We start from the raw sequence: 21061 nt of genomic DNA, 5'->3' as shown, positions 1-21061 counted from the left end.
TATATTATTATTGATAAATATCTTTTGCAGAGAAATTAGATTGTTTTCCCTTTAATTTTAAAGACTTTATATCTTCTATATTTATTAAGTTTAAAGGATTAAAAGAGCTGCTTTTCATGTAATTGACAATACTATGTTTTAACTGTCTAGCAACAGGTCTTTTATTTAAATTTGAAGTTAAGTCTATAGATGAAAACACCAATTGACCTTTACCAACTTTAGCTTCGAATAAATTGGTTAAATGATGATTGGTTACAAAATTATCGATTACTCTAACCAATGGTTTAGCATTAATAGCATCTACAACAATTGATTTTGAATTGATACATAAATCCCACCATTGCCAGTTACTGTAAGAATCTGTTGGGAATTTATTAAATGCTGGATGTTTTTCATCTAACAATACTCCCATTGTTGCTGGTTGATTTGGAAAGTGAACAGGACTCCAAAATACAGGAACAAAACGACCTGTAATTCCTTTTAATGATTTTGGGTTTGGGTTTAAAAATACCTTTTTCCCTTTTTGCAATGCTTTTTCGGCTTCTGTTATTGATGCAGTAAAAATTATATCATCATCTGTAATAGAAATATTTTTAGGATACACCCAAATATTCCAACTATTCTTATATTTCGTATTGTTTACACTAACTGTTATGGTTAATTTTTTAGCCTGATTAATTTTAATAGTATGGACAATTTCACCTAAATCGGTATTGTTGCCTATCATTAAGTTTACACCTGTTAAAGATCCTTTTTTTACTACATTTTTTGCTTCATCAGTAATAACCCAATCTATAGTTTTATTTTTTAACTCTTTATAAAAATTAGCAATTTCTATAGAAGCTTCAAATGTTTCTCCATTTTCATAAACTGCTTTTTCAAATCGAATTAGCGGAACTAACTCACTATTAAATTGACTAAATTCTTCTGCAGAAATTACACCTTTAGATTCCCAGAATGCATTTAACAAACCAACTAAAGCTGTACCTTGACCCGGAAAATCTTGCAATTGTAATAATTGAAAACCATCAAAACTTGGTGTTTTTAATGCGCGTTCTATTTCTTCTTTGTATAATAGTGCTGCTAATTTTCCTGAAGCATACGTAAAATCTGGCGCTAAATCGATAAGTCCTTTTTTCTTTAAATCATTTTTTACAGCAATAAAATTTAATGGTTTTAATACCCCTGTATATTTTTCGATTTCACTCATATCAGGATATACAGAATATTGTCCTATTTCATGGGATACTAAAGGTACATTTATATGACCTGCTCCTGATGTGTAATCTGCATTAAAGTGAGGTGCTTTTGCATTAAAAATACCTTGACCACGAATCCAACCTTTATCTGTCCATTGTGCAATAAAAAACTCATCTTCTTTTTCTGGCCTTGTACCAGTTGGTTGTTGAAATGAAAATGCAGTAGTTGCATACAAATGTCTATTATCTTTAGGTTTTAAATCTGCAACCATATCATTTAAAACACTTATGTCTCCCTGTAATTCGTTACCTAAAGCCATAAAAATAAACGATGGATGATTTCCGTAATCTTTAATTATTTTATCTGCTTCTTGTTTTAAAAACTTGGTTGTTTTTTTGTCTTCACCAACTTTTAAACTCCAATGAGGCAATTCTACTTGCACATAAAAACCTGCTTCATCTGCTGCTTCAAATGCAGTTTTTGGTGGGCACCATGAATGAAAACGTAAGTGATTTAATCCATAATCTTTAGCTTGCTTTATCAATGTAGCCCAATCTTCTTTTTTTGTTGGGGGATGTCCTGTTAATGGAAAAATTACACATTCTAAATTTCCTCTTAAGAAAATTCGTTTGTCATTTAATAACAAATCTCCACCCTTACTGCTCACATACTTATAACCAAATCTTGCACTAGTTGTACCTGTATTGGTAACTACCTCAACATCATATAATTTAGGATTAAATTCGTCCCATAACTCTAAATCGTTAGGTTTATTTATTTCTAATACAAACTCATTTCCTTCAGTTTTAGAGGTCTTCACTTTATTGTTATACACCTCAACACCATCAGTAGATTTTATAATAAGGCTTACAGACTCTCCAACTTGACTAGGTTGCGTAAATGTTACTTTCAATTTATTCAGCGCTGCATTTGGGTAGATTTGAATGTTTTCTGGTTTGTTTTTATCGTGAGCAACTAACTGCATATCGCCTAAAATACCATTCCATTTTATTTGAGTATGATTAGTGTAAGCATGAGCCATATCTTGATTAACCTTAATTGGATACATTGTTCCTGCAACATTAATCAGTGGAAACTTATTCGAATTATCTATACAAATTGTAAGCAAATGTTTTCCTGGAGTTAGGTTATTGGTTAGATCATAATTATGACTACCAACAAGACTATTTGCGCTTCCTATTAATTTCCCATCTATGTAAACTATTGATTCCCAGATGATACGTTCTAAGCCTAATTGAATATTTTTATCTTTCCAAGAAGTTGGAATTTCTATTTCTTTTTGATACCAAGCTTTACCAATATATTGATACTTTCTGGTTAAATTAGACATTACATAGTTGTTAATAGCAGGCTTTAGCGTATCTGGTGTTCCTATTTCTGCACCATCTAAAGTGTTTGGTAAGTTTATAGAAGTTCCTGTAAATTTATTGTTGGCCCAACCTTGTGAATTACCAATATTTGTTGAATCTAATTTTACTTGCCATTGACCAGAAATATCTATCTTATGAATCTTGGAAGTACAAGAACTTAAAATTAAAAGCGCTATTATAATTGTAATGTGGAGTATTTTTCTCATATGTTTTTCAGTTTTTTTATGTACTGCTTAAATCGTGTTTTTTATTTTTTGACTATTGATAAAATCATGGCATGCACTCTTAACATGCCCTTTAAGATTAGGTCTTTCTAATAGCTCTACAACTGCTGTTTCAAATGGTTTTCTATCTTTAAAATAAAGCATATAATTTATACTCATTAAGGATAACTGCCAATCTTGATTGCTACTCTTACAATATTTGTTTAAAACTTCTATTGCCTTATTATTTTTATCAAATTTTTGATATAATAAAGCAGAAATCGTTATAGAAACTGGAGGGTAATTATCTAAAAGCGATTTATTTAATTGCTTTTGATAAGATTGTAAAGAAGCTTTGTCTTGAGACATTAATCCAATACTTGCCCAATAACGTACCATAGCATTTTTATGCTTTAAGTAGGCTATTTGAGCTTTAGTAATATCTTTTCCTTTTTTACCAGACAAAGATGCTACTTTGTAAATCTCATCAAAATTATATTCGGATGTTTTTAAACGGTATTCGTAAGGTGTTTGTTTTTCTGAAATTTTAGCCATTTCATATTCTGGCATAAACATGATGTCTTTCGCCTTTAAAAGCTCAGCATCCATAAATTGCCTCATATTATCAACAATAGACTTATACTTTGGATTACCAGCTAAATTATTGGCTTCCCAAATATCATTTTCAATATCATATAATACTTCGTATGGTCGTTCATTAAAAATACCAGACTGTAATGCATTAAGTTTACCGTCTTTTAAGTCTTTTCGCATGTGTTTGGTTATATCTGCTATTTCTAAATAATTGATATAACGCACTTCTGGTATAAATGGCATATAGTTTCTTGAATAAATATACTTTCCATCTGTTACACTTCTTACTAAATCTAAGCCATTATCTACTCGATCTGTAGAAAGCAATAACAACTCATTCTTATCATTTGAATTACCACTGAAAAGTTTTTTTCCTTTCATGTGTTCTGGCACTTCTCCTCCTAATAAATCTATCATACTTGGCCCTAAATCTTCAAAACTAATAAGTTCTTCAGAAACCTCTCCTGTTTTCCAAGGTGATAAATGCTTGTATTTTTCTGGAAACCAAACTATAAATGGTACTCTATATCCTAAATTTATTCCATTAGTTTTTCCTCTTGGAATTCCTTCTCCATGATCTCCATAAAAGAAAATAATAGTATCATCTTTTAAGCCATCATCCTTTAGCTTTTGTAGTAATTCACCAATTCTATTATCAGTTAATTTAATAGAATTATAAACTCTTGCAAATTGCTTACGCATTTCTGGAGTGTCATTATAAAAAGGAGGCATTTCAAAAGCATTATCGGCTATTCTATCTTCTTCTGGTAGATGATTCCAAACATGCTTTACATATTGCTTAAAAGACCAAGACATGGTTCTTGATTGATGTGACTCAGCAAAATTAAATACTGAAAAAAAAGGTTGCCCTTCTTGTCTATCTTTCCAAGTTGCTTTATTAGAACTTTCGTCCCAAGCTTCTTTTATGAACTCTCTTTCGTTAGCAATATTATAATCTGTTTTTGAATTATTAGTAGTATAATATCCTAGTTGTTTTAAATAATAAGAAAATCCTTTTATATAATTTGGAATTGGATATTGACTTCTTTGGTGCCCTGTACCTGTTCTAAAAGTTCTAGCTCCTGTAATTATGGTAGATCTACTTGCTGAACATACTGTACCTGTTGAAAATGCATTGGTGAAACGAACACCTTCTTTTGCCAATTTATCTATTACAGGTGTACTAGCGTTCTCATTACCAAAAGACCCGATAAATTGTGGAGAAGTATCCTCAATGGTTATCCATAAAACATTTGGTTTATCTTTATCTTTACAAGATAAAATTGTTAAACAGCATAATATGTAGAATACGTATTTCATAAAAATCTATTCCCCTAAAATTTTACTCAATTTTTCCTTCATTTTAGCAACAACTTCTGGGTAATTTAAAGCTACATTATTTTTTTCTGATGGATCATCATCCAAATTAAATAATTGCACTTCTTCTCTAAATCCTGGATCTACAAATTTTTGAACAATCCAATTAGGTACAGGTTTCTTTTTAGGTTGTATGTATTTCCACTTTCCCATTCTTAAACCGTAAGTATACGCTTCTTCTAATAAAAATTTACGCCCTTTATTCGATTTCCCTAACCACGACTTTAAAAAATCTTGACTATCTGGTGCAGCACCTTTTTCAACATCTTGCTTTACTAAACAAGCCAGAGATTTGTACAAATCTACTTGAGATAACAATGCAGAACTCGTACCTGGTTTTACTTCTTTTGGCCAATGTACTATAGTTGGCATTCTTGTTCCTGCTTCATAAACAGAATATTTACTCCCTCTAAAAATACCTCCTGGTTTATGGTCTCCAACTAATTCTCTAGCATAATCTACATATCCATCATCTAAAATAGGTCCGTTATCACTTGTAAAAATGATTAACGTATTCTCTAAAATATTTTGCTCTTTTAAGCTCTCTGTAATTTGTCCCACGCACCAATCCATTTGAGCAATAACATCTCCACGAGGCCCCATGGTACTGCTTTCTACAAATTTTTTATTGGCTACTCTTGGTTGATGAATATCATGCAAAGAAAAATATAAAAAGAATGGTTTTTCTTTATGATTTTCTATAAAACCTTTAGCGGTTTTGGTTAATACAAAAGGAAAATCTTCATCAACCCAAAGCGCATCTTTTCCGCCTTTCATATAACCAATTCTACTAATTCCATTAATTACAGCTCCTTGATGATAAGGATCTGTATGTTGTTTTAATAATTCTGGATGTTTAAATCCCCAAGGATAACCTTCAATTCTAGTACCATAACTTACAGTTATTGGATCATTAATATCTAAACCAACAACTTCTTGGTTTTCCAAAAATACAGTAGGAACTCTATCTCCAGTTGCAGGAATTAAAAAACTATAATCAAAACCAACTTCTTTTGGACCTAAGGGAATACGCTTGTTCCAGTTTATTTTTCCTTTACCCAAACCTAAGTGCCATTTACCAACTACGCCTGTTGTATATCCTGCTTTTTGCAACATTTTTGGTAACGTCTCTTTTTGGGGATCTATTATTAAGGGAGCATCACCCTCTAAAATAGCAGCATTACTTCTAAAAGCGTAACTACCTGTTAATAACGAATAACGAGATGGTGTACAAGTTGCAGCAGAACAGTGTGCATCAGTAAGATTTAAACCATTTTTTGCTAAAGTATCTATATAAGGTGTTTTTACCCCAATTGCTCCATTTACTCCAATATCACCAAAACCTAAATCGTCTACATAAATGATGACAATATTGGGTTTATTCTTTTGAGAAAAAACAGTACTATTTACTCCCATAAGGAAGAAAATAATACTGTAATATATTAAATATTTAAAGTTCATGAAGTTTAGTAATATTATGAAACACCAACCAATTGTGCATGAATATTAGCTGGTATGTGAGATAGGTTCGTATGTTTTACTTTATCAAAAGCTTCAATAGCCTCAGCATCATTACCTTTACCTAATTGACCAAGACCAATTAAATAGTTACAATGTATTTTGTTGATAACGTTTAAATCCTCTTCCCAAATTAATAAATCTGGTAGTGAAATTGCAAAGTAATCTAATTTTACATTATCGTTCATATGCTCTATACCATAGTTTAAGAGATTATCAAATCTCTTTTCTGCTTTTTTAGATTTTCCTAATTTTTGTAAAGCTAAACCTTGGTAGAAAATTTTATCTGGTTGCTGATCGTTATAAAATATTGCAGGACTAGGATCACTTAACCCTTCTGAAGCCATTTCAAAATAAGTTTTTGCTGTTTCTTTATCTCCTAAACCTTCATAGGCGCAACCCAACCAATAATCAATATCATTTTCAACTGTACCATGTAATTTACCTTCTCCCAAATTATGAGGATACGTTTTTGCTGCTATTAATAACTCTATTGCGTAATCAAAATTCTTAAGGTTGATGTTTTTCTTAGCTAGTTCTGTATAACAAGTTAAATATTGAAATGGCACTTTACCTTCTCCTCCTTCCCAAGGATGAAACTGACGATTTTCTATCAATTCTTTTGCTTTTTCAAAGTCGCCTTTTAAATTATACAGAGAAATACGCTCTAAATATAAATCATCTCTAGAATTGGTTAACTCTATATATTGCTCTAAGAGAGATAAACGCTTGTCTATAGAAACATTTATTTTCTTATACAATTGATCAAGTTCCATTAACAATCTAGCATCTGAATTATCTATCTTAAAGGCTCTTTCTAGATGTTTTACGGCCAACTCTTTTTGATTGGTTTTGTTGTAGTACAACAGTGCCAAATTACGATGAATGATTGCAAAACGGTCATCTAACTTCACAGATGTTTCCCAACATTCTTGCGCTTCTACATATTGTCTATTTGCAAACCAAAAATTACCTACATAGTAAAATGCTTTAGCATCAGATGGGTTTGCTTTACATGCAGCCTGTAACGCTAAAACTTCTTCTATTTTATTTGGGAAACAATATTTATCTGGCATTTGAGATGCTTTTTTATAAGCTTCTAATGCATTTGTATGATCCCCTTTTTGGTCATAAAACCATCCCATAAAATAATATACCATAGGATAAACCTTAGTATTCTCTTCTGTATGTACTTTTAATAAAGCAACAGCTTCATCAAACTGACCTGCAGAAGCATAATCTAAAGAAAACTCAATATAATTATGCGCATTATTTCTTAAAATATGTTTAAGAACCTCTAAATCTTCTTTTTTTTCTGATAAAATATAACGTTCATATAAAATACCAAAATTGAACTTATCGATAGCTAAAGATTCTTCTATTAATTTATTAGCTGCTTCAATTTTACCCTGCTTTCTTAAAATAATAACTTTTAAATGTCTTGCTTTATGATTGTGCCAGTTTTTAATTAATGCTCTATCTACAAGGTCTAACGCTTTTTCTAAATCGCCTTTAGAGCAATCTATTTGAGCCAAATTAAAGTAACCTGCATCTTGCCATTGTGCATTCCAACATGCTTTAAAGAAACTAGCATAGGCTTCTTCTTTTTTACCTAAGAAATTTAAAGCCAATCCTTTATTAAAATAAGGTTCTCCATCATACGGATTTGGATTATGACTTGTTAAAGTTTCAATAGCAGTATTAAAATATTTGATAGATTTTTCTAATTGCCCTTTGCGCATAAACCAAAGCCCCATTGCATTATTACAACGCACATCTTTTGGTGCTCTTCTTAACGCTTCTTCGTAATAATCTGTGGCATTAAAAGTGGCATGTCTGTACTGCTCTAAATGTAAACCTCTTAAATACAAACCTTCTACAGTATCTATATCTTTAGGATCTTTTGCAGCTTTTGCTGGCTCAGGAATTTCTTCAGATAAATCTTTGTCTGGTTCCCAAGAAACCAATACTTTACCAGCAGCATCATTTACTGATATTTGTAAATTATCAAACGTATTACTTCCTATTTCTACAGATTGTTCGAAACCTACTTCTGGAGAAAGGTTTAAAACTTCTTCGTGCAATACTGTATCATTTGCTTTTAAAGTAATTACACAGTTATTATAAGTCGACGTAACATGAACTTTTACTAAAGCTTTACCATCAACCATTTCTAGGTTTACTAAAGCCTCTTTTGTTGCATTTTTTACTACACCAACATTATAATAAGGCATAAAATACTGCTTAAAGCTTTTTTCTTCGTAAGGATGCATCCAAGAGAAATCTGGTTGATTGTCTGTGTACACACCACACATTAATTCGATATATGGTCCATCTGCATCTGTTAAATTTCGATCCCAAGCTTTTCCAAATTCTCCATTACCCCAAGTCCATTGTTTTTTACCTGGTGAAACATTATGGTCTGCTACGTGTAATAATCCTCCTTTTGAATCATTTTCATAACCACCCACAAAATCATATTTAGACGTAATTGCCATGTAACTTGTTGGCACTGGAATGTTCTTATATCTAGAAATATCTGTACCTGGTGCGTAATCTACTTTGTAGTATTCTCCTTTTGCAATTGGAAATTCAGAAACATCACGTTTTCCGTGGTCAAAAACGGCATTTACATCAGGAGGAAATACAGATTGATAATGATCGTTAACTGCTACAGCAGGATTTGCCCACCACAAAAAAGTCTGTGGATGAGGTGTTCTGTTGTACAAATGCGCTTTAATTTCTATGTAAGCTTTATCCGGATGTAAGGTAAAACCTGCCATACCTTTTGTACGGAACATACGTTCTAATTCGCTTACCCAAATAGTTTTACTACCATCTTCATTGTCTTCTATATAAAAATCTGTTGGGTCGTAAGTACTTGGTCTATGGTGTTGTGGCCAGTTGAATTCTATTCCTCCAGAAATCCAAGGACCAGTTAAACCTACTAGTGCTGGTTTTATTACATGATTATAATATACAAAGTCACGTTTACGAATTTTATCATAAGCTCTTTGAATTCTTCCACCTAAAGCAGGTAAAATCATTAATTTTATATAATCATTTTCTATAAAAATAGCATCCCATTCTTTATCTACTTTTGTATCGCTAATCTTTTCTATTACAGGATGTGGATATACTGCTCCACTACTTGCTTGATATACTCGTTTTTCTAAAAAAACAGGATATTTTTCTGGAGTTCCAACTTCATAAGTAGGAATCATCACTTTCTCCTCCCAGGCTTTTACAGTTCTCATATGACTTTGTTTTACATAACACTCAAAAAAGTGAGTATTAATACTTTAACATTTGTTTTAATTGTTTCTCTTTTAGGTCTATTTTAGGATTAAAAGCATCACTTGACACATAGTTTTCTAAACTATACAATAACTGTTTTGCTTCTAATCTTTCTTCTAAATTTGTGTGTAAGTCTATTCCAGAAAACAGAAGTTTTCCTTTACCTACTTTAGCTTCAAAAAGTAGTGCTGTTTTTCTGTTTTTAAACCAATCGTCAATTACTCTAACTATTGGATTAATTTCTGGAATTTCATCAAAAATGATAGCGTTAGAATGACTCATAGCATCCCACCATTGCCAATTAGAGTGGTATTCTGTTGGAAAATGAGCCAGAGCAGGGTGCTTAGGATCACAAAGGATTCCTAATGTATGTGGTTTCTGTTCTTTAGTCCAAGAGGTATTCCAGAAAATACTTGAGAACCCAATTCCAATTTCTCCACCATATTCTGAAGTAATGTCTCCTTTGGTTATGTTTAACAAAACACTTCCACCATTTTTTAAATAGGCTAATGTTTTCTCGTCTAACTTACTGGTTATTTTATAGTTTTTTGTAGTTTCTATTGTTGGTTTTTCAGTAGGATACACCCAAACATCCCAGCTGTTTTTAAATTCATTAACAGCAATACTTAATGTTAATTTTTGGGCTTTAGTAATTTTCTTAAAGGATTGATTTATTACACCTAATTGAGTTCCATTTCCTAACGGGATGTTGGTTGTTTTTAATTCTCCCTTAGAAAAAATACTCCCATCAGGCTTTGTGAATGTCCATTTTGGAGTTACATTTTGCAATGCTTTTTCTCCAAAATGAGCAATTTCAATGGTTGCCGATAAAGTTTCTTTATTTTCAAAAGTTCTTTTTTCTAAACGCGCTAACGGAACTGTTTTTCCACTAAACTGTTTAAATTCTTCTGGAGTTACGTATCCTTTTTCATCCCAAAAAGCATCTAAAACCCCCACTAAAGCTGTCCCTTGTCCAGGAAAATCATGTAAATCTAGTAATTGAAAACCAGCCATTCCTTTGGTTCTTAAAGCCGCTTCAATATCTGCTTTATAACAAAGGGTTTGCAATTTTCCTGAAGCCATCAAAAAATCCTCTGCCAATTCACTCATCCCATTTTCTTCTAAATTTTCTTTAAAAATTTCAAAGTTTTTAGGTTTTAAAACACCAGTGTACTTAGACATTTCTTTAAAGTTAGGATACACACACCATTGCCCCATTTCATGGCTTACATAAGGCATTGGGGTTTTATCTATAAACTTGCTCCAATCAAATACTGTTTGAGGAGCTTTGGCATTAATTACGCTTTTTAAATTTTCATTCCAACCTTGAATTCTAGGACCTCTATGATTATAATAATCCATATTTGGCAAATACGGATACCCTGCACCACTTGTATACAAACGTCTGTTATCTAAATTTTTAAAATGATTTACGTATTTGGTTAAATATTCTTTGTGATATTTTCCACTAGGCTCATTTCCATAAGTCATTAAAACAAAAGAAGGATGATTTCCATAAGCATCAATAATCGCTTCACCTTCTTTATACAACCATTTATCAACTGGTGTTCCATCTCCTAAATTAGCTAACCAAGCAGATGCTTCTGCTTGAATATACACGCCCATTTCATCAGCTGCTATAAATGCTGCTTCAGGTGGACACCAAGAGTGAAAACGAACATGATTTAATCCATGTGATTTAATAATTTTTAGAATTCGTTTCCACGAATCTACATCTGTTGGAGGATAGCCCGTTTTTGGAAAAATTGCACACTCTAGAGTTCCTCTTAAATATATAGGGCGGTTATTTATTTTAAAAATAGTTCCATCAGCTTTAAACTCTCGCATACCAAAATCTATACGTTTTGCATCAACAGTTTTATTAGATTTTAAAACAAGCTGCATCTCATAAAGATTTGGGTTGAATTCATCCCAAAGCTTAGGGTTCTCTCCCATATCAAAATTTACAACAACTTTATTATCAACATCTAGTTGTATATCTTTTATAACTGCTTTTATAGTATTTTTTTTATTTGATTTTTCACTAACTTGAAGCGTTAATTCTGGTTTAACATTTTCTGTGTTACCTTGTATTTGGGCAACTACTTTCACTGAATTAGCAGAAACATTTGGATACAATTTTACTACCCCTAATGACAATTTAGGAGAAACGTTAAGCTTAATACCACCAACAATACCATTCCAGTTTGTCTGTGTGTTATCAGAAATACTATGGGCATCTTTACCAACATTAATGTTTTTAATGCTATTATCAACTCGAATAGAAATAGTATGAACTCCTGAAGTTAAGAAATCACTTAAATCATAATTATGTGCTGTGGCTAGACTATTTTGCATGCCTACTTTTTTGTTATCTATCCAAACTGTAGACTCCCAGTGCACACGTTCTAAATGCAGCTTGATGGTTTTACCATTCCAATTTTCTGGAATAGTTACTGTTTTTTGATACCAAGCAGCTCCTTTATAATCTTTAACAGGTTGCAACCAAAAAGGAATTTTAATATTTCCTTCTTCTCTATACTTTGCCATTTTTGGGTCTGTATACCACAAACTATCATTCCACATATTACCTGTATAATTCGTGTTTACAGTAATATCATTTCCTTTACCATTTTCTGCCATAGAACCTGGCAACTTGATAGTATCTGATAGATTATCTAAAAACCAGTTTTGCTTTTCACCAACATTTAAAGAATCAATTTTAAAACTCCAATTACCAGATAAATCTATTTGTATTTGCTCTTTATCTTTACAAGCATTGAGTGCTAATAAAAATGAGCAAATAGTAATAATTTTTATGGTTTTTAATAACTTCATTTAGTTTATCTTCTTTCTTGTATTAGTGTATTTTGAAATATTCGAAAATAGCATCAGCAACAAATTGATGTCCTTTTTGATTGATATGATTGTTTTGAGACATATACCCTCTTAATGGTTGAATTACTGCTAAGTCTTTAAATAACTTGTAACTATCAACCAAACCCACTTTATATTTTTTTGCCAAAGCCCTAATTTGTTCACTATGTTTCGCTAAAGGAGTCTCGTTTGAAGAAATATCTTCTTTTAAATCTGGTGTAGGAGTTAGCAAAATTACTTTTGTTCCATAATGCAAGGCTTCTTTTATCATTTGCTCCCAAGCAATTTTTGCTCGTTCTAAACCAATACTTCTATCATTTAATCCGTAATCAATAAAAAGTACATCTGGCCTATGATTTAACACCTCAGCTTTAAAACGTTTTGCTCCTTGTTCTGCTTGTTCTCCACCAATTGAAGTTGTGATGGTATTTACCACAGAATACGGATAAAAGTCGTTGACCTTTTTTAAGGTTCTGTATGGATAAGAATTTGAGCGATCTATAACACCTCTTGTAGTATAACCTGTAGGAACAGAATGCCCGTGAAAAACTAGATTAATAGTTCTATTTTTTGGCCACTTTACTTTTAATTCTTTTTTTAGTGAATCTAAATAATGCTTTACAATATCCTTATTTGAATTAGAAAATTCTTGCGCACAAACAAAGTTTAAACTCATTGAAAATATAGCAATCAGAGTTATATAATTTTTTAATTTTATCATTTACTCTTTATCTTTTGTTAGTTCTAACTCTATTTCTTCTAAGCTTTTTCCTTTTGTTTCTGGTAATTTATTTTTTATAAATAAAAACCCTGCAATACAGATGAATCCATATACCCAAAATGTACCTGAAGCTCCTAAAGCATCATTTAAAATTGGAAAAGTGAAGGTTAATATAAATGAAGCTACCCATAGTGAAAATGTTGCGATAGACATTGCTACACCTCTTATTTTATTTGGAAAGATTTCAGATAAAACTACCCAAGTAATTGGTGCTAGAGACATCGAATAAATTGCAATTGCAGTAATCACTAAAATTAAAACAGGTAACCCAGTAAACTCCATATAATAAGCTCCTCCTAAAATGATGTATACAACACCTAAACCAATAGAACCTAATAGCATTAATTTTCTACGACCCCAACTATCTACAGTTCGCATTGCAACAAGTGTAAATATCAGGTTTACACTACCAGTAATAACAATGTTAAATAACATATCTCCAACACTATAACCTGCTGCTGTAAAAATTTCTTCAGCATAATTGAAAATAATATTGATACCACACCACTGTTGGAATATTGCCAAAACAACACCTATAATTAGAATCGGTTTAATCTTTGGACTTTTAAAATCAGAAAAACTAATTTTTGAAGTACTTCCTTCTTGAAGTGTTTGCTTAATATTAGCTAACTCTTCTTCTGCATAACTAGTTCCACCTATTCTAGATAAAACCAATTTGGCAGTATCATTATTGTTTATTTTTACTAAAAATCTTGGACTTTTAGGTACAATAAACAACAAACCAAAAAATAAAACTGCAGGAATCAATTCTGCCCAAAACATCCAACGCCATCCGGTTTGACCGTTCCACGAACCTAAAATCATTTCAGGCGAAAAACCATCTGGTATAGCTTCTGCAATAAAAAGGTTAGCAACCTGTGCAGCTAAAATTCCTATTACTAGTGTTAATTGATTAATTGCCACAAATTGTCCTCTATATTTTGCTGGTGCTATTTCTGCAATATACATTGGCGATAAAGTAGACGCTAAGCCAATACCTAAACCACCTATAAGACGATAAATTATAAAGGGAGTAAATTCATTTACATAACCTGTACCAAATGCAGATAACGTAAACAAAGCTGCAGCTAAAATTAAAGGTTGTTTTCTACCAAATTTATCCGCGACAAAACCAGAGATAACTGCCCCAAAAATACAGCCAATTAACGCACTACTCATTGCCCAACCTTGTAATGTTGGTTGTGAACTAATATCAAAAAAGAGTTCGTAAAATGGTTTTGCTCCTCCTATAACTACCCAATCGTAGCCAAAGAGAAACCCTCCCATAGCAGAAACTAGTGCTAAAAAAAGAAGGTAGGTAAAGTTAAATTTAGTTTTAGACATAAATTGTGATTTTGGTCGATTAATTGTAATTGTCTGGTATTGTTTATTTCTTAATCTTTTGTATTTAAGCTACTGTCGTACCAGTTATTCTTAGGATCAAAATCTTTACTCAAAAAGTTTTTACGCTGTTTTTCTAAACGTTGTAGCATTTTTGTTCTTCTTTCCTCTTGTTTTTTTGCTGCTTTAGCTGCATCATAATCGGCATAAACTTCAGGTATTTTAGCATTCATATTTTCTAAATATGTATCTAACTCTACTCTTAAACTTTTAGCAATTACTTCTTCTTTTTTAGAAATATCATTTTTCTCTCCTGGATCATTTGATAAATCATATAACTCATCATGCCCATCTTCCCAATAGTGAATCAATTTATACTCTTCTTTTCTGATGATACTTACAGGGTCACCTCCTTGATTACCATAATGAGGATAATGCCAAAATAATGGTCTTGTATCTAGAGGTTTTCCTTTTAATAATGGCACTAAACTTACTCCATCTATAATCTGTTTAGGATCTTTCTTAGCACCAACTAAATCTAAAAGTGTAGGATAAAAATCGATACCTGAAACAGGATAACCAATAGATTTAGGTGTGTTTTTTAACATTGGTGCTTTGATCAAATAAGGCTCTCTAATACCACCTTCCCATTGATATCCTTTTCCTCCTCTTAATGGAAAATTAGTCGTAGAAAATGCATCTCCACTAGCAACCCCTCCATTATCAGAAGTAAAGACTATTATTGTATTATCATCAATTCCTAATTCTTTTAATCTTTTTAAAACAACACCAACAGCATCATCCATAGATTCTACTAAACCTGCGTAAATAGGATTATCTTGTACATTTCTGATAGGTAATCTTGCCTCCATTTCAAAACCAGACTCAGGTATACCTTGAGCTTCTGCTTTATTTCTATATTTACTCCATTTTTCTTGTGTAGTTTGAATAGGACCATGAACTGCGTAAAAGGACAAGAAAGCAAAAAATGGTTCGTCTTTATTAGTTGAAATAAAATCTGCAGTTTCTAAAGCCAATCGCTTAGTTAAATTCTCTCCTTCGTATTTGTAATCTAACTTTGGATTTCTCCAAGGAGCATAATATCCTCCTTTTGGTCCACCTACTTCCCATCCACCAATATTAATATCAAATCCATTATTTTCTGGTGAATAAGGTTCATCACCTATATGCCATTTTCCTGCAAAAAAAGTTTTGTATCCGTTTTGTTTTAAAGCTTCCGCAATTGTAATACTCTCTTCTGGCAAAGCATGAGCATACTCTGGTGGCATCACTTTAGTGTTGTAATAATCTCCCCATTTTTTTCCAGTTGCGGCACCAATCCAATCTGTTACTCCATGACGAGCAGTGTATTGCCCTGTCATTAAACTTGCTCTAGATGGGCTACATACTTGAGCTGCAGCATATCCTTGGGTAAATTGTACTCCTTCATTGGCAATAGCATCAATATTTGGAGTTTCATAATATTTACTACCTGAATAGCTTAAATCATGAGCACCAAGATCATCTGCCAAAATAAAAACGATATTCGGTTTTTTTTGAGTACTATTATTACTTTTCCCCTCTTTATCCTTACAGCCATTTAATAAAATGGCAACTAAACAAAGGCTTAAAACTGATTCTAAAAAATTATTTTTAAATTTCATTTACTGATGTATTTTTATTTGGATGTACTACCTATTAATGTATTTACTGAACGTCCACTTACTGTTATTATTTGTTTCGTTACTTTTTGATGTTCTAAATTTTTATCTTTTGATGTTTCGTATTTAGCTTGAATGTTATAACCTGAAAAATCAATAGTTTTATCAGTATCACTGTAATTTATGGCAACGATTACTAATTTTGACGTCTTCTTATCTATATAAGCAGACAACATTAAATCTTTATATTGTTTTTTTAATGTTTTCTTTTCATTTAATTGAATCTTTATACGTTGCATGTTAGGCCTAATAAATCTTGAAAAATTACCAAAAGCCCATAATAATTTAGAATCATGGAAATTTCCATCCGATTTCATTTTATTCAAATTGTATAAATCTTTTTGATCTCCTGTATCTAAATAAATTAAACCGTCTTTAAAGTTGGCATTTGTTAAGGCTGTCCACCACTGCCAAGAACTTGCATTTGCAATAGTTAAATCTGCATGAATTACACGTGCTACATAAAGTGCCGTATTTATACCTAAATCTCTTTTCCATCCTCCTCCAATGTCATCTGTATTTTCAAGGATACAAAACTCACTTTGCCAATAATTTAGGTTGTACGCTTTTAGTTTAGTATTTAATTTTTTTCTGATCGATATTAAACTATCTACTGGCCAGGTTGTAAAATAACTGTGTCCTGAAATGGTTTGTTTTACATTTTCTATTTTATTATTGGGATTGAAAAAGTACTCTATTTGATTTCCTCTTTCTGGTTTACCAAAATCTGAATACAACCAACGTAAATCTGCAGCTTCTCCTAATACAATCTTTGTTGATAGATTATTTTCTTCTATTTTCTGATTTAATGATTTTGAAATTTTTAAAATATTAGCATTGGTTGCTGGTGTTCCTTCTTGCGATTTTTTTTCCCAATCCCATTGTGGTTCGTTAATTGGACTTAAATAATCAAAAGCAATTCCTTTAGATTTGAAGTGTTTTAAAAACTCAACCATAAACTGAGCGTAATCATCAAAATGCTCTGGTTTTAAATTTATCTCTCCATCTTTATTATCGCCATTAAAACCTTTTCCGTTTTTTGTCCATTGAACGGGAGCTGAAATAGAAAATGCTAAAAATTGATCTACTCCATATTTTTTAGCTGAATTTAAAAACCATTGTTGCCCTTTCTGTTTTGTCCAATCATAATTTCCTTTAACATCTAAAAAAGATTCACTTCTTCTCCATTCATTTTCTATATAAGAACTATCTTTTTGTTCGGTTGTTCCTGCACCTATATAAAATCTCCAAATTGATAATCCAATTCCTTCTGGGTTTCCTTGTTTGTCAACTTCTTGACTAAAAAGTAACCTGGCTATTTTTTTTCTTTTTTGTTCAGGCCAATTTTTACCAACAAATTGACATCTCCATGCATCAGACGCACCAAAACCTTCAATTGTTTGATATATTTCTTTAGAATTAATATTTATTTTTGAAACTTGTTGTTGAGCTTTAGACTCACAATTTATCAGAAAAATAAAAATTATAAAAACATATAAAATACTACTCTTATTCATTTATTGTAAAAAATTACTAGAAACCTAATTTACCAGGGTATTTCATTAACAAAATTAACAAAACATCAATTAATAAAAATAGACATCAAGAGCACAAATATGGACAAAAACACTTATATTAAAGAACTAGTTACCCTTTAAAATAATTTTATATATTTGATGTAAACCCTCTTTATTTATATCAAAAACTACTTCATTATTTGAAGATAATTTTGCAGAAGCTACTTCTGTTATATATGGTTCTGCTTTGGCTGTATCATTATAATCAAAAGGAACAAAACGATGAACGCTTTCTATAGAAGTTATGGTAAATCCATCTACTTTGACTCCAACTTTTTTACTACTTTCTTTAGCTCCTGTAACATATAAAACCATAGTGCTTGCATCTTGTAAAGCTGCTGCAATATGAAATGTATTAGATGTTGTTTTTAATGCCTTACCTTTATATTCACTTGCCATTTCACCTAAAATCTGACCTGTTGGGAAAATTTTAGAAAAATTCCAATTCGTTAAACCTAAACCTGGAACAGGAGTGTTTACTGGTGGCCAATAAGCTGCTGCTTCAGAACCAGATCTTGCGTAAATATGAATTATATCTGGAATAATATTAGCTGCCTCCATATAAAGCGCTCTTTCATTATAGTCTCTAGAGGGCATCCACTCTGACAAATACTTGAAATTTTTGTTTGGGTTGAAGTTATTAGCACAATCTATTATTCTTTTTTCTAAGTCTTTTATATTGTGTGTATTTGTTGTATACCCTGTATAAGTATGTAAAGCCACACCATCTATAACATCGTATGCTTTTGTAAATTTCTGCTTCATCGTTGTAAACTCATCAGGAAAAGTATAATCACCATTCACTAAAAGCTTAAAGGTGTGATTTGGGAATTTTTCATCTAAATGCTCTGCAATTTCCATAGCAACTTTTACATATTTATCTAACTTCTGAGCCCTAGAGACACCTCCTGCCCATTGTAACCACCACTCATTACCAATCTCTACAATACCATTATCAATACCTGATGCTTCAATCGCATTTTCTGCAACTTGCTCTAACTTTCGTACTGCATTGTTCCATTGAGAAGAACCAGGGTTTGCATTCATAGCATCTACAGTAGGAATTACTATACTGTAATTATTGAAGTTCTCTTTTAGTGCAGATACAGAAGCCCCAGGTTCTGCTGGAGCGTCGTTCCAATTAGGAGTTGTATTACTTGTCCAAGCATAAAATTCTGACTCCCAACCACCAGGAAATCTAAAAACTTTAGAATTTAACCCCATATCTTCAAGCGTATTTGTAAAAGTAGAAAAACCCGTATTCGGCACTCTCCTCCAATCATTATTTACTCCAAATATATCTGGATTTATATTTACACCATCAGTTGCATCAACTTTAAGTGTTATATCAAAAGCTATATCACCTGAAACACCACCTCCATCACCAATATCATCAAAAATAGGATCGTTGGGATCTGTACCTCCCTCACTTGAACAAGCGAAAACAAAAAGGCCAAATATTATAACTAAAAAAAAAGATCTCAATTCGATATGCTTTTTCATGTTGTACTAATTTTATTTTAATTAATTTTTTTCAGCGAGACTTACTTTAAGACTGCTTTTAATGTTACTATAGATTTCTTTGGAATACTAACAGACTCTACAGAGGATGTAGATTTTCTCAGATTACTTGAATTTGAAGTTGTATATACCTCAAAAGCATCTCCCTTAACTTCAAAATCTGTACTATAATTTTCTAATTTTAAATCTCTGTTTGTATCGGTGTTATTAACACATACCAATACAATTTCTTTTGTATTTTGATTTTTGTAACCTGAAATCATAAAGTTTTCAACCGATGTTTCATCATTGTAATCTGCATCAACAACCTCAAACCTTTCCATTCCTGGTTTAACAAACCTACTATAATTACCTAACGCCCAAAGAAGTTTATTAGGAGTAAAAGTACCATCGGTATGTGCAGGACTGTTTGAATTTGGTTGATATAGAATTAAATTAAAGCGGAAAGGATGATCTCCAAAAGTCGATTGATTTAAAGCCGTCCAAAAACTCCAACCTGTAGCATTTCCAAAAGCTAAATCAGTATGAATGATTCTAGCCATCCATAATGCATAATCAATTTCTGAAAAAGTTGAAACATCTAAACCTTGTTGATAACCAGTACCTAATAGACTATATTCTGTCTGCCAATAATCTAAGTTGTAATTTGCTAAAGTTGTTTTTAACGTTTTTCTTTGTCTTAAAGACTCTTGAGTAGTACCGTTACTAAAATAACTGTGACCCGCTATGTATTTAGATAAGTTTTTTAAATTTCCAATATAATTTGAACTAGACTCACTAAAAAAATCATTAACCTGATTACTAGTGTTATTACCACCTTCAAACAAATATTTTAGTTGCGCTGCTTCTGGAAGCATAATTTTTGCTTTTACACCTTTTTGAGTAAATGCGTTATCGATAATTTTAGTTACTTGAGCTATTTCTGCATTTGTTGCCCTTGTTCCTGATTGCTGAGCAGAACCTGCAGCTGCATTCCATTGATATTGAGTTTCATTAAAAGGACATACAGTTGTAATATTAAAACCTTGATCTTCATAATACTTCACTACAGTTGCTAAAAAATCTGCATATTTAGCATAATTTTCTGGCTTACAATTAAAATTACTCACATCTGAAGTACTAAAAACATAACCATTTTTAGACATAAAATAAGGAGGTGCTGTTGCCCATGTAGTAAATTTAGAAACTCCAAATTCTCTTGCTTTATTCATAAACCACTGCTCTCCCTGCTGTTTTGACCAATTATAATTTCCGGAAGTATCTAAATAACACTCTGTTTCTCTAAACCAATTGGATGCAGAAAAACCACTATTAACTTGATCAGCTGCTCCATCACCTATAATTGTTCTCCATAAAGACAAACCAATTCCTTTAGGATTACCTTGCACATCAGTATCTGAACTAAAAAGCAATTCAGCCACTTTATTTTTGGATGCATCAGGCCATTTTCCGACCCATTGATCTTGAAAACCACCTGAAGCACCAAAATGATCTATAACTTGAAATGTGTTATTAATATTAAGTATTATACCTTCTTCAGGAACATCAAATTTTGGGTCATTTGGATCTGTAGCCATATCTTGACTACAGCCCACAAAAACCAAACTAAAAACTACTCCAAAAAAATAATTAAAATACTTATTTAACATATTGTATTTATTAA

At 31.8% G+C, this 21061-nt stretch carries 11 protein-coding genes; all 11 read right to left on the bottom strand.

The window, feature by feature from the left end:
- Positions 1-7: 7 nt before the first annotated feature.
- The 11 genes from WHD54_RS08645 to WHD54_RS08595 all read right to left on the bottom strand — a co-directional run bounded on the left by WHD54_RS08645 (position 8) and on the right by WHD54_RS08595 (position 21047).
- Positions 8-2797, bottom strand: a complete 2790-nt coding sequence (locus tag WHD54_RS08645; protein ID WP_088323808.1) for a sugar-binding domain-containing protein — start codon at positions 2795-2797, stop codon at positions 8-10.
- Between the two features lie 27 nt (positions 2798-2824).
- A complete protein-coding gene (locus WHD54_RS08640; RefSeq protein ID WP_088323809.1) occupies positions 2825-4708 on the bottom strand; it encodes a sulfatase family protein in 1884 nt (627 codons plus the stop codon).
- 6 nt (positions 4709-4714) lie between these two features.
- A complete protein-coding gene (locus WHD54_RS08635) occupies positions 4715-6226 on the bottom strand; it encodes a sulfatase family protein (protein ID WP_198943148.1) in 1512 nt (503 codons plus the stop codon).
- A 14-nt stretch (positions 6227-6240) separates the two neighbouring features.
- Positions 6241-9540 carry a DUF5107 domain-containing protein gene (locus tag WHD54_RS08630; protein ID WP_088323811.1) on the bottom strand — a complete coding sequence of 1100 codons (3300 nt, stop codon included), beginning with the start codon at positions 9538-9540 and terminating at the stop codon, positions 6241-6243.
- 37 nt (positions 9541-9577) lie between these two features.
- Entirely contained in the window at positions 9578-12418 is a 2841-nt protein-coding gene (locus tag WHD54_RS08625) for a glycoside hydrolase family 2 protein (RefSeq protein ID WP_088323812.1), read from the bottom strand.
- A gap of 22 nt (positions 12419-12440) precedes the next feature.
- Positions 12441-13133: an SGNH/GDSL hydrolase family protein gene (locus WHD54_RS08620; RefSeq protein WP_088323813.1), complete on the bottom strand. Its 693-nt coding sequence runs from the start codon at positions 13131-13133 to the stop codon at positions 12441-12443.
- A gap of 45 nt (positions 13134-13178) precedes the next feature.
- Positions 13179-14582, bottom strand: coding sequence for a sugar porter family MFS transporter (locus WHD54_RS08615; RefSeq protein ID WP_088323814.1), 1404 nt, complete (start codon positions 14580-14582; stop codon positions 13179-13181).
- Between the two features lie 50 nt (positions 14583-14632).
- On the bottom strand, positions 14633-16243 hold the full coding sequence (locus WHD54_RS08610; RefSeq protein WP_088323815.1) for a sulfatase: 1611 nt from the start codon (positions 16241-16243) through the stop codon (positions 14633-14635).
- A gap of 14 nt (positions 16244-16257) precedes the next feature.
- Positions 16258-17817, bottom strand: coding sequence for a glycoside hydrolase (locus WHD54_RS08605; protein ID WP_088323816.1), 1560 nt, complete (start codon positions 17815-17817; stop codon positions 16258-16260).
- A 126-nt stretch (positions 17818-17943) separates the two neighbouring features.
- The gene (locus WHD54_RS08600; protein ID WP_088323817.1) at positions 17944-19380 is read right to left on the bottom strand and encodes a hypothetical protein; all 1437 of its coding nucleotides are present in this window, start codon (positions 19378-19380) and stop codon (positions 17944-17946) included.
- A gap of 41 nt (positions 19381-19421) precedes the next feature.
- Positions 19422-21047: a glycoside hydrolase gene (locus WHD54_RS08595; RefSeq protein ID WP_088323818.1), complete on the bottom strand. Its 1626-nt coding sequence runs from the start codon at positions 21045-21047 to the stop codon at positions 19422-19424.
- Positions 21048-21061: the final 14 nt, after the last annotated feature.

The organism is Polaribacter tangerinus (assembly GCF_038024095.1).
Lineage (GTDB): Bacteria > Bacteroidota > Bacteroidia > Flavobacteriales > Flavobacteriaceae > Polaribacter > Polaribacter tangerinus.
This window is presented reverse-complemented; position numbering and strand designations above follow the sequence as displayed.

Bases quoted from the DNA above. Each gene is read 5' to 3' on its own strand.
- WHD54_RS08645 (WP_088323808.1), bottom strand. From the start codon at position 2,797: ATGAGAAAAATACTCCACATTACAATTATAATAGCGCTTTTAATTTTA.
- WHD54_RS08640 (WP_088323809.1), bottom strand. From the start codon at position 4,708: ATGAAATACGTATTCTACATATTATGCTGTTTAACAATTTTATCTTGT.
- WHD54_RS08635 (WP_198943148.1), bottom strand. From the start codon at position 6,226: ATGAACTTTAAATATTTAATATATTACAGTATTATTTTCTTCCTTATG.
- WHD54_RS08630 (WP_088323811.1), bottom strand. From the start codon at position 9,540: ATGAGAACTGTAAAAGCCTGGGAGGAGAAAGTGATGATTCCTACTTAT.
- WHD54_RS08625 (WP_088323812.1), bottom strand. From the start codon at position 12,418: ATGAAGTTATTAAAAACCATAAAAATTATTACTATTTGCTCATTTTTA.
- WHD54_RS08620 (WP_088323813.1), bottom strand. From the start codon at position 13,133: ATGAGTTTAAACTTTGTTTGTGCGCAAGAATTTTCTAATTCAAATAAG.
- WHD54_RS08615 (WP_088323814.1), bottom strand. From the start codon at position 14,582: ATGTCTAAAACTAAATTTAACTTTACCTACCTTCTTTTTTTAGCACTA.
- WHD54_RS08610 (WP_088323815.1), bottom strand. From the start codon at position 16,243: ATGAAATTTAAAAATAATTTTTTAGAATCAGTTTTAAGCCTTTGTTTA.
- WHD54_RS08605 (WP_088323816.1), bottom strand. From the start codon at position 17,817: ATGAATAAGAGTAGTATTTTATATGTTTTTATAATTTTTATTTTTCTG.
- WHD54_RS08600 (WP_088323817.1), bottom strand. From the start codon at position 19,380: ATGAAAAAGCATATCGAATTGAGATCTTTTTTTTTAGTTATAATATTT.
- WHD54_RS08595 (WP_088323818.1), bottom strand. From the start codon at position 21,047: ATGTTAAATAAGTATTTTAATTATTTTTTTGGAGTAGTTTTTAGTTTG.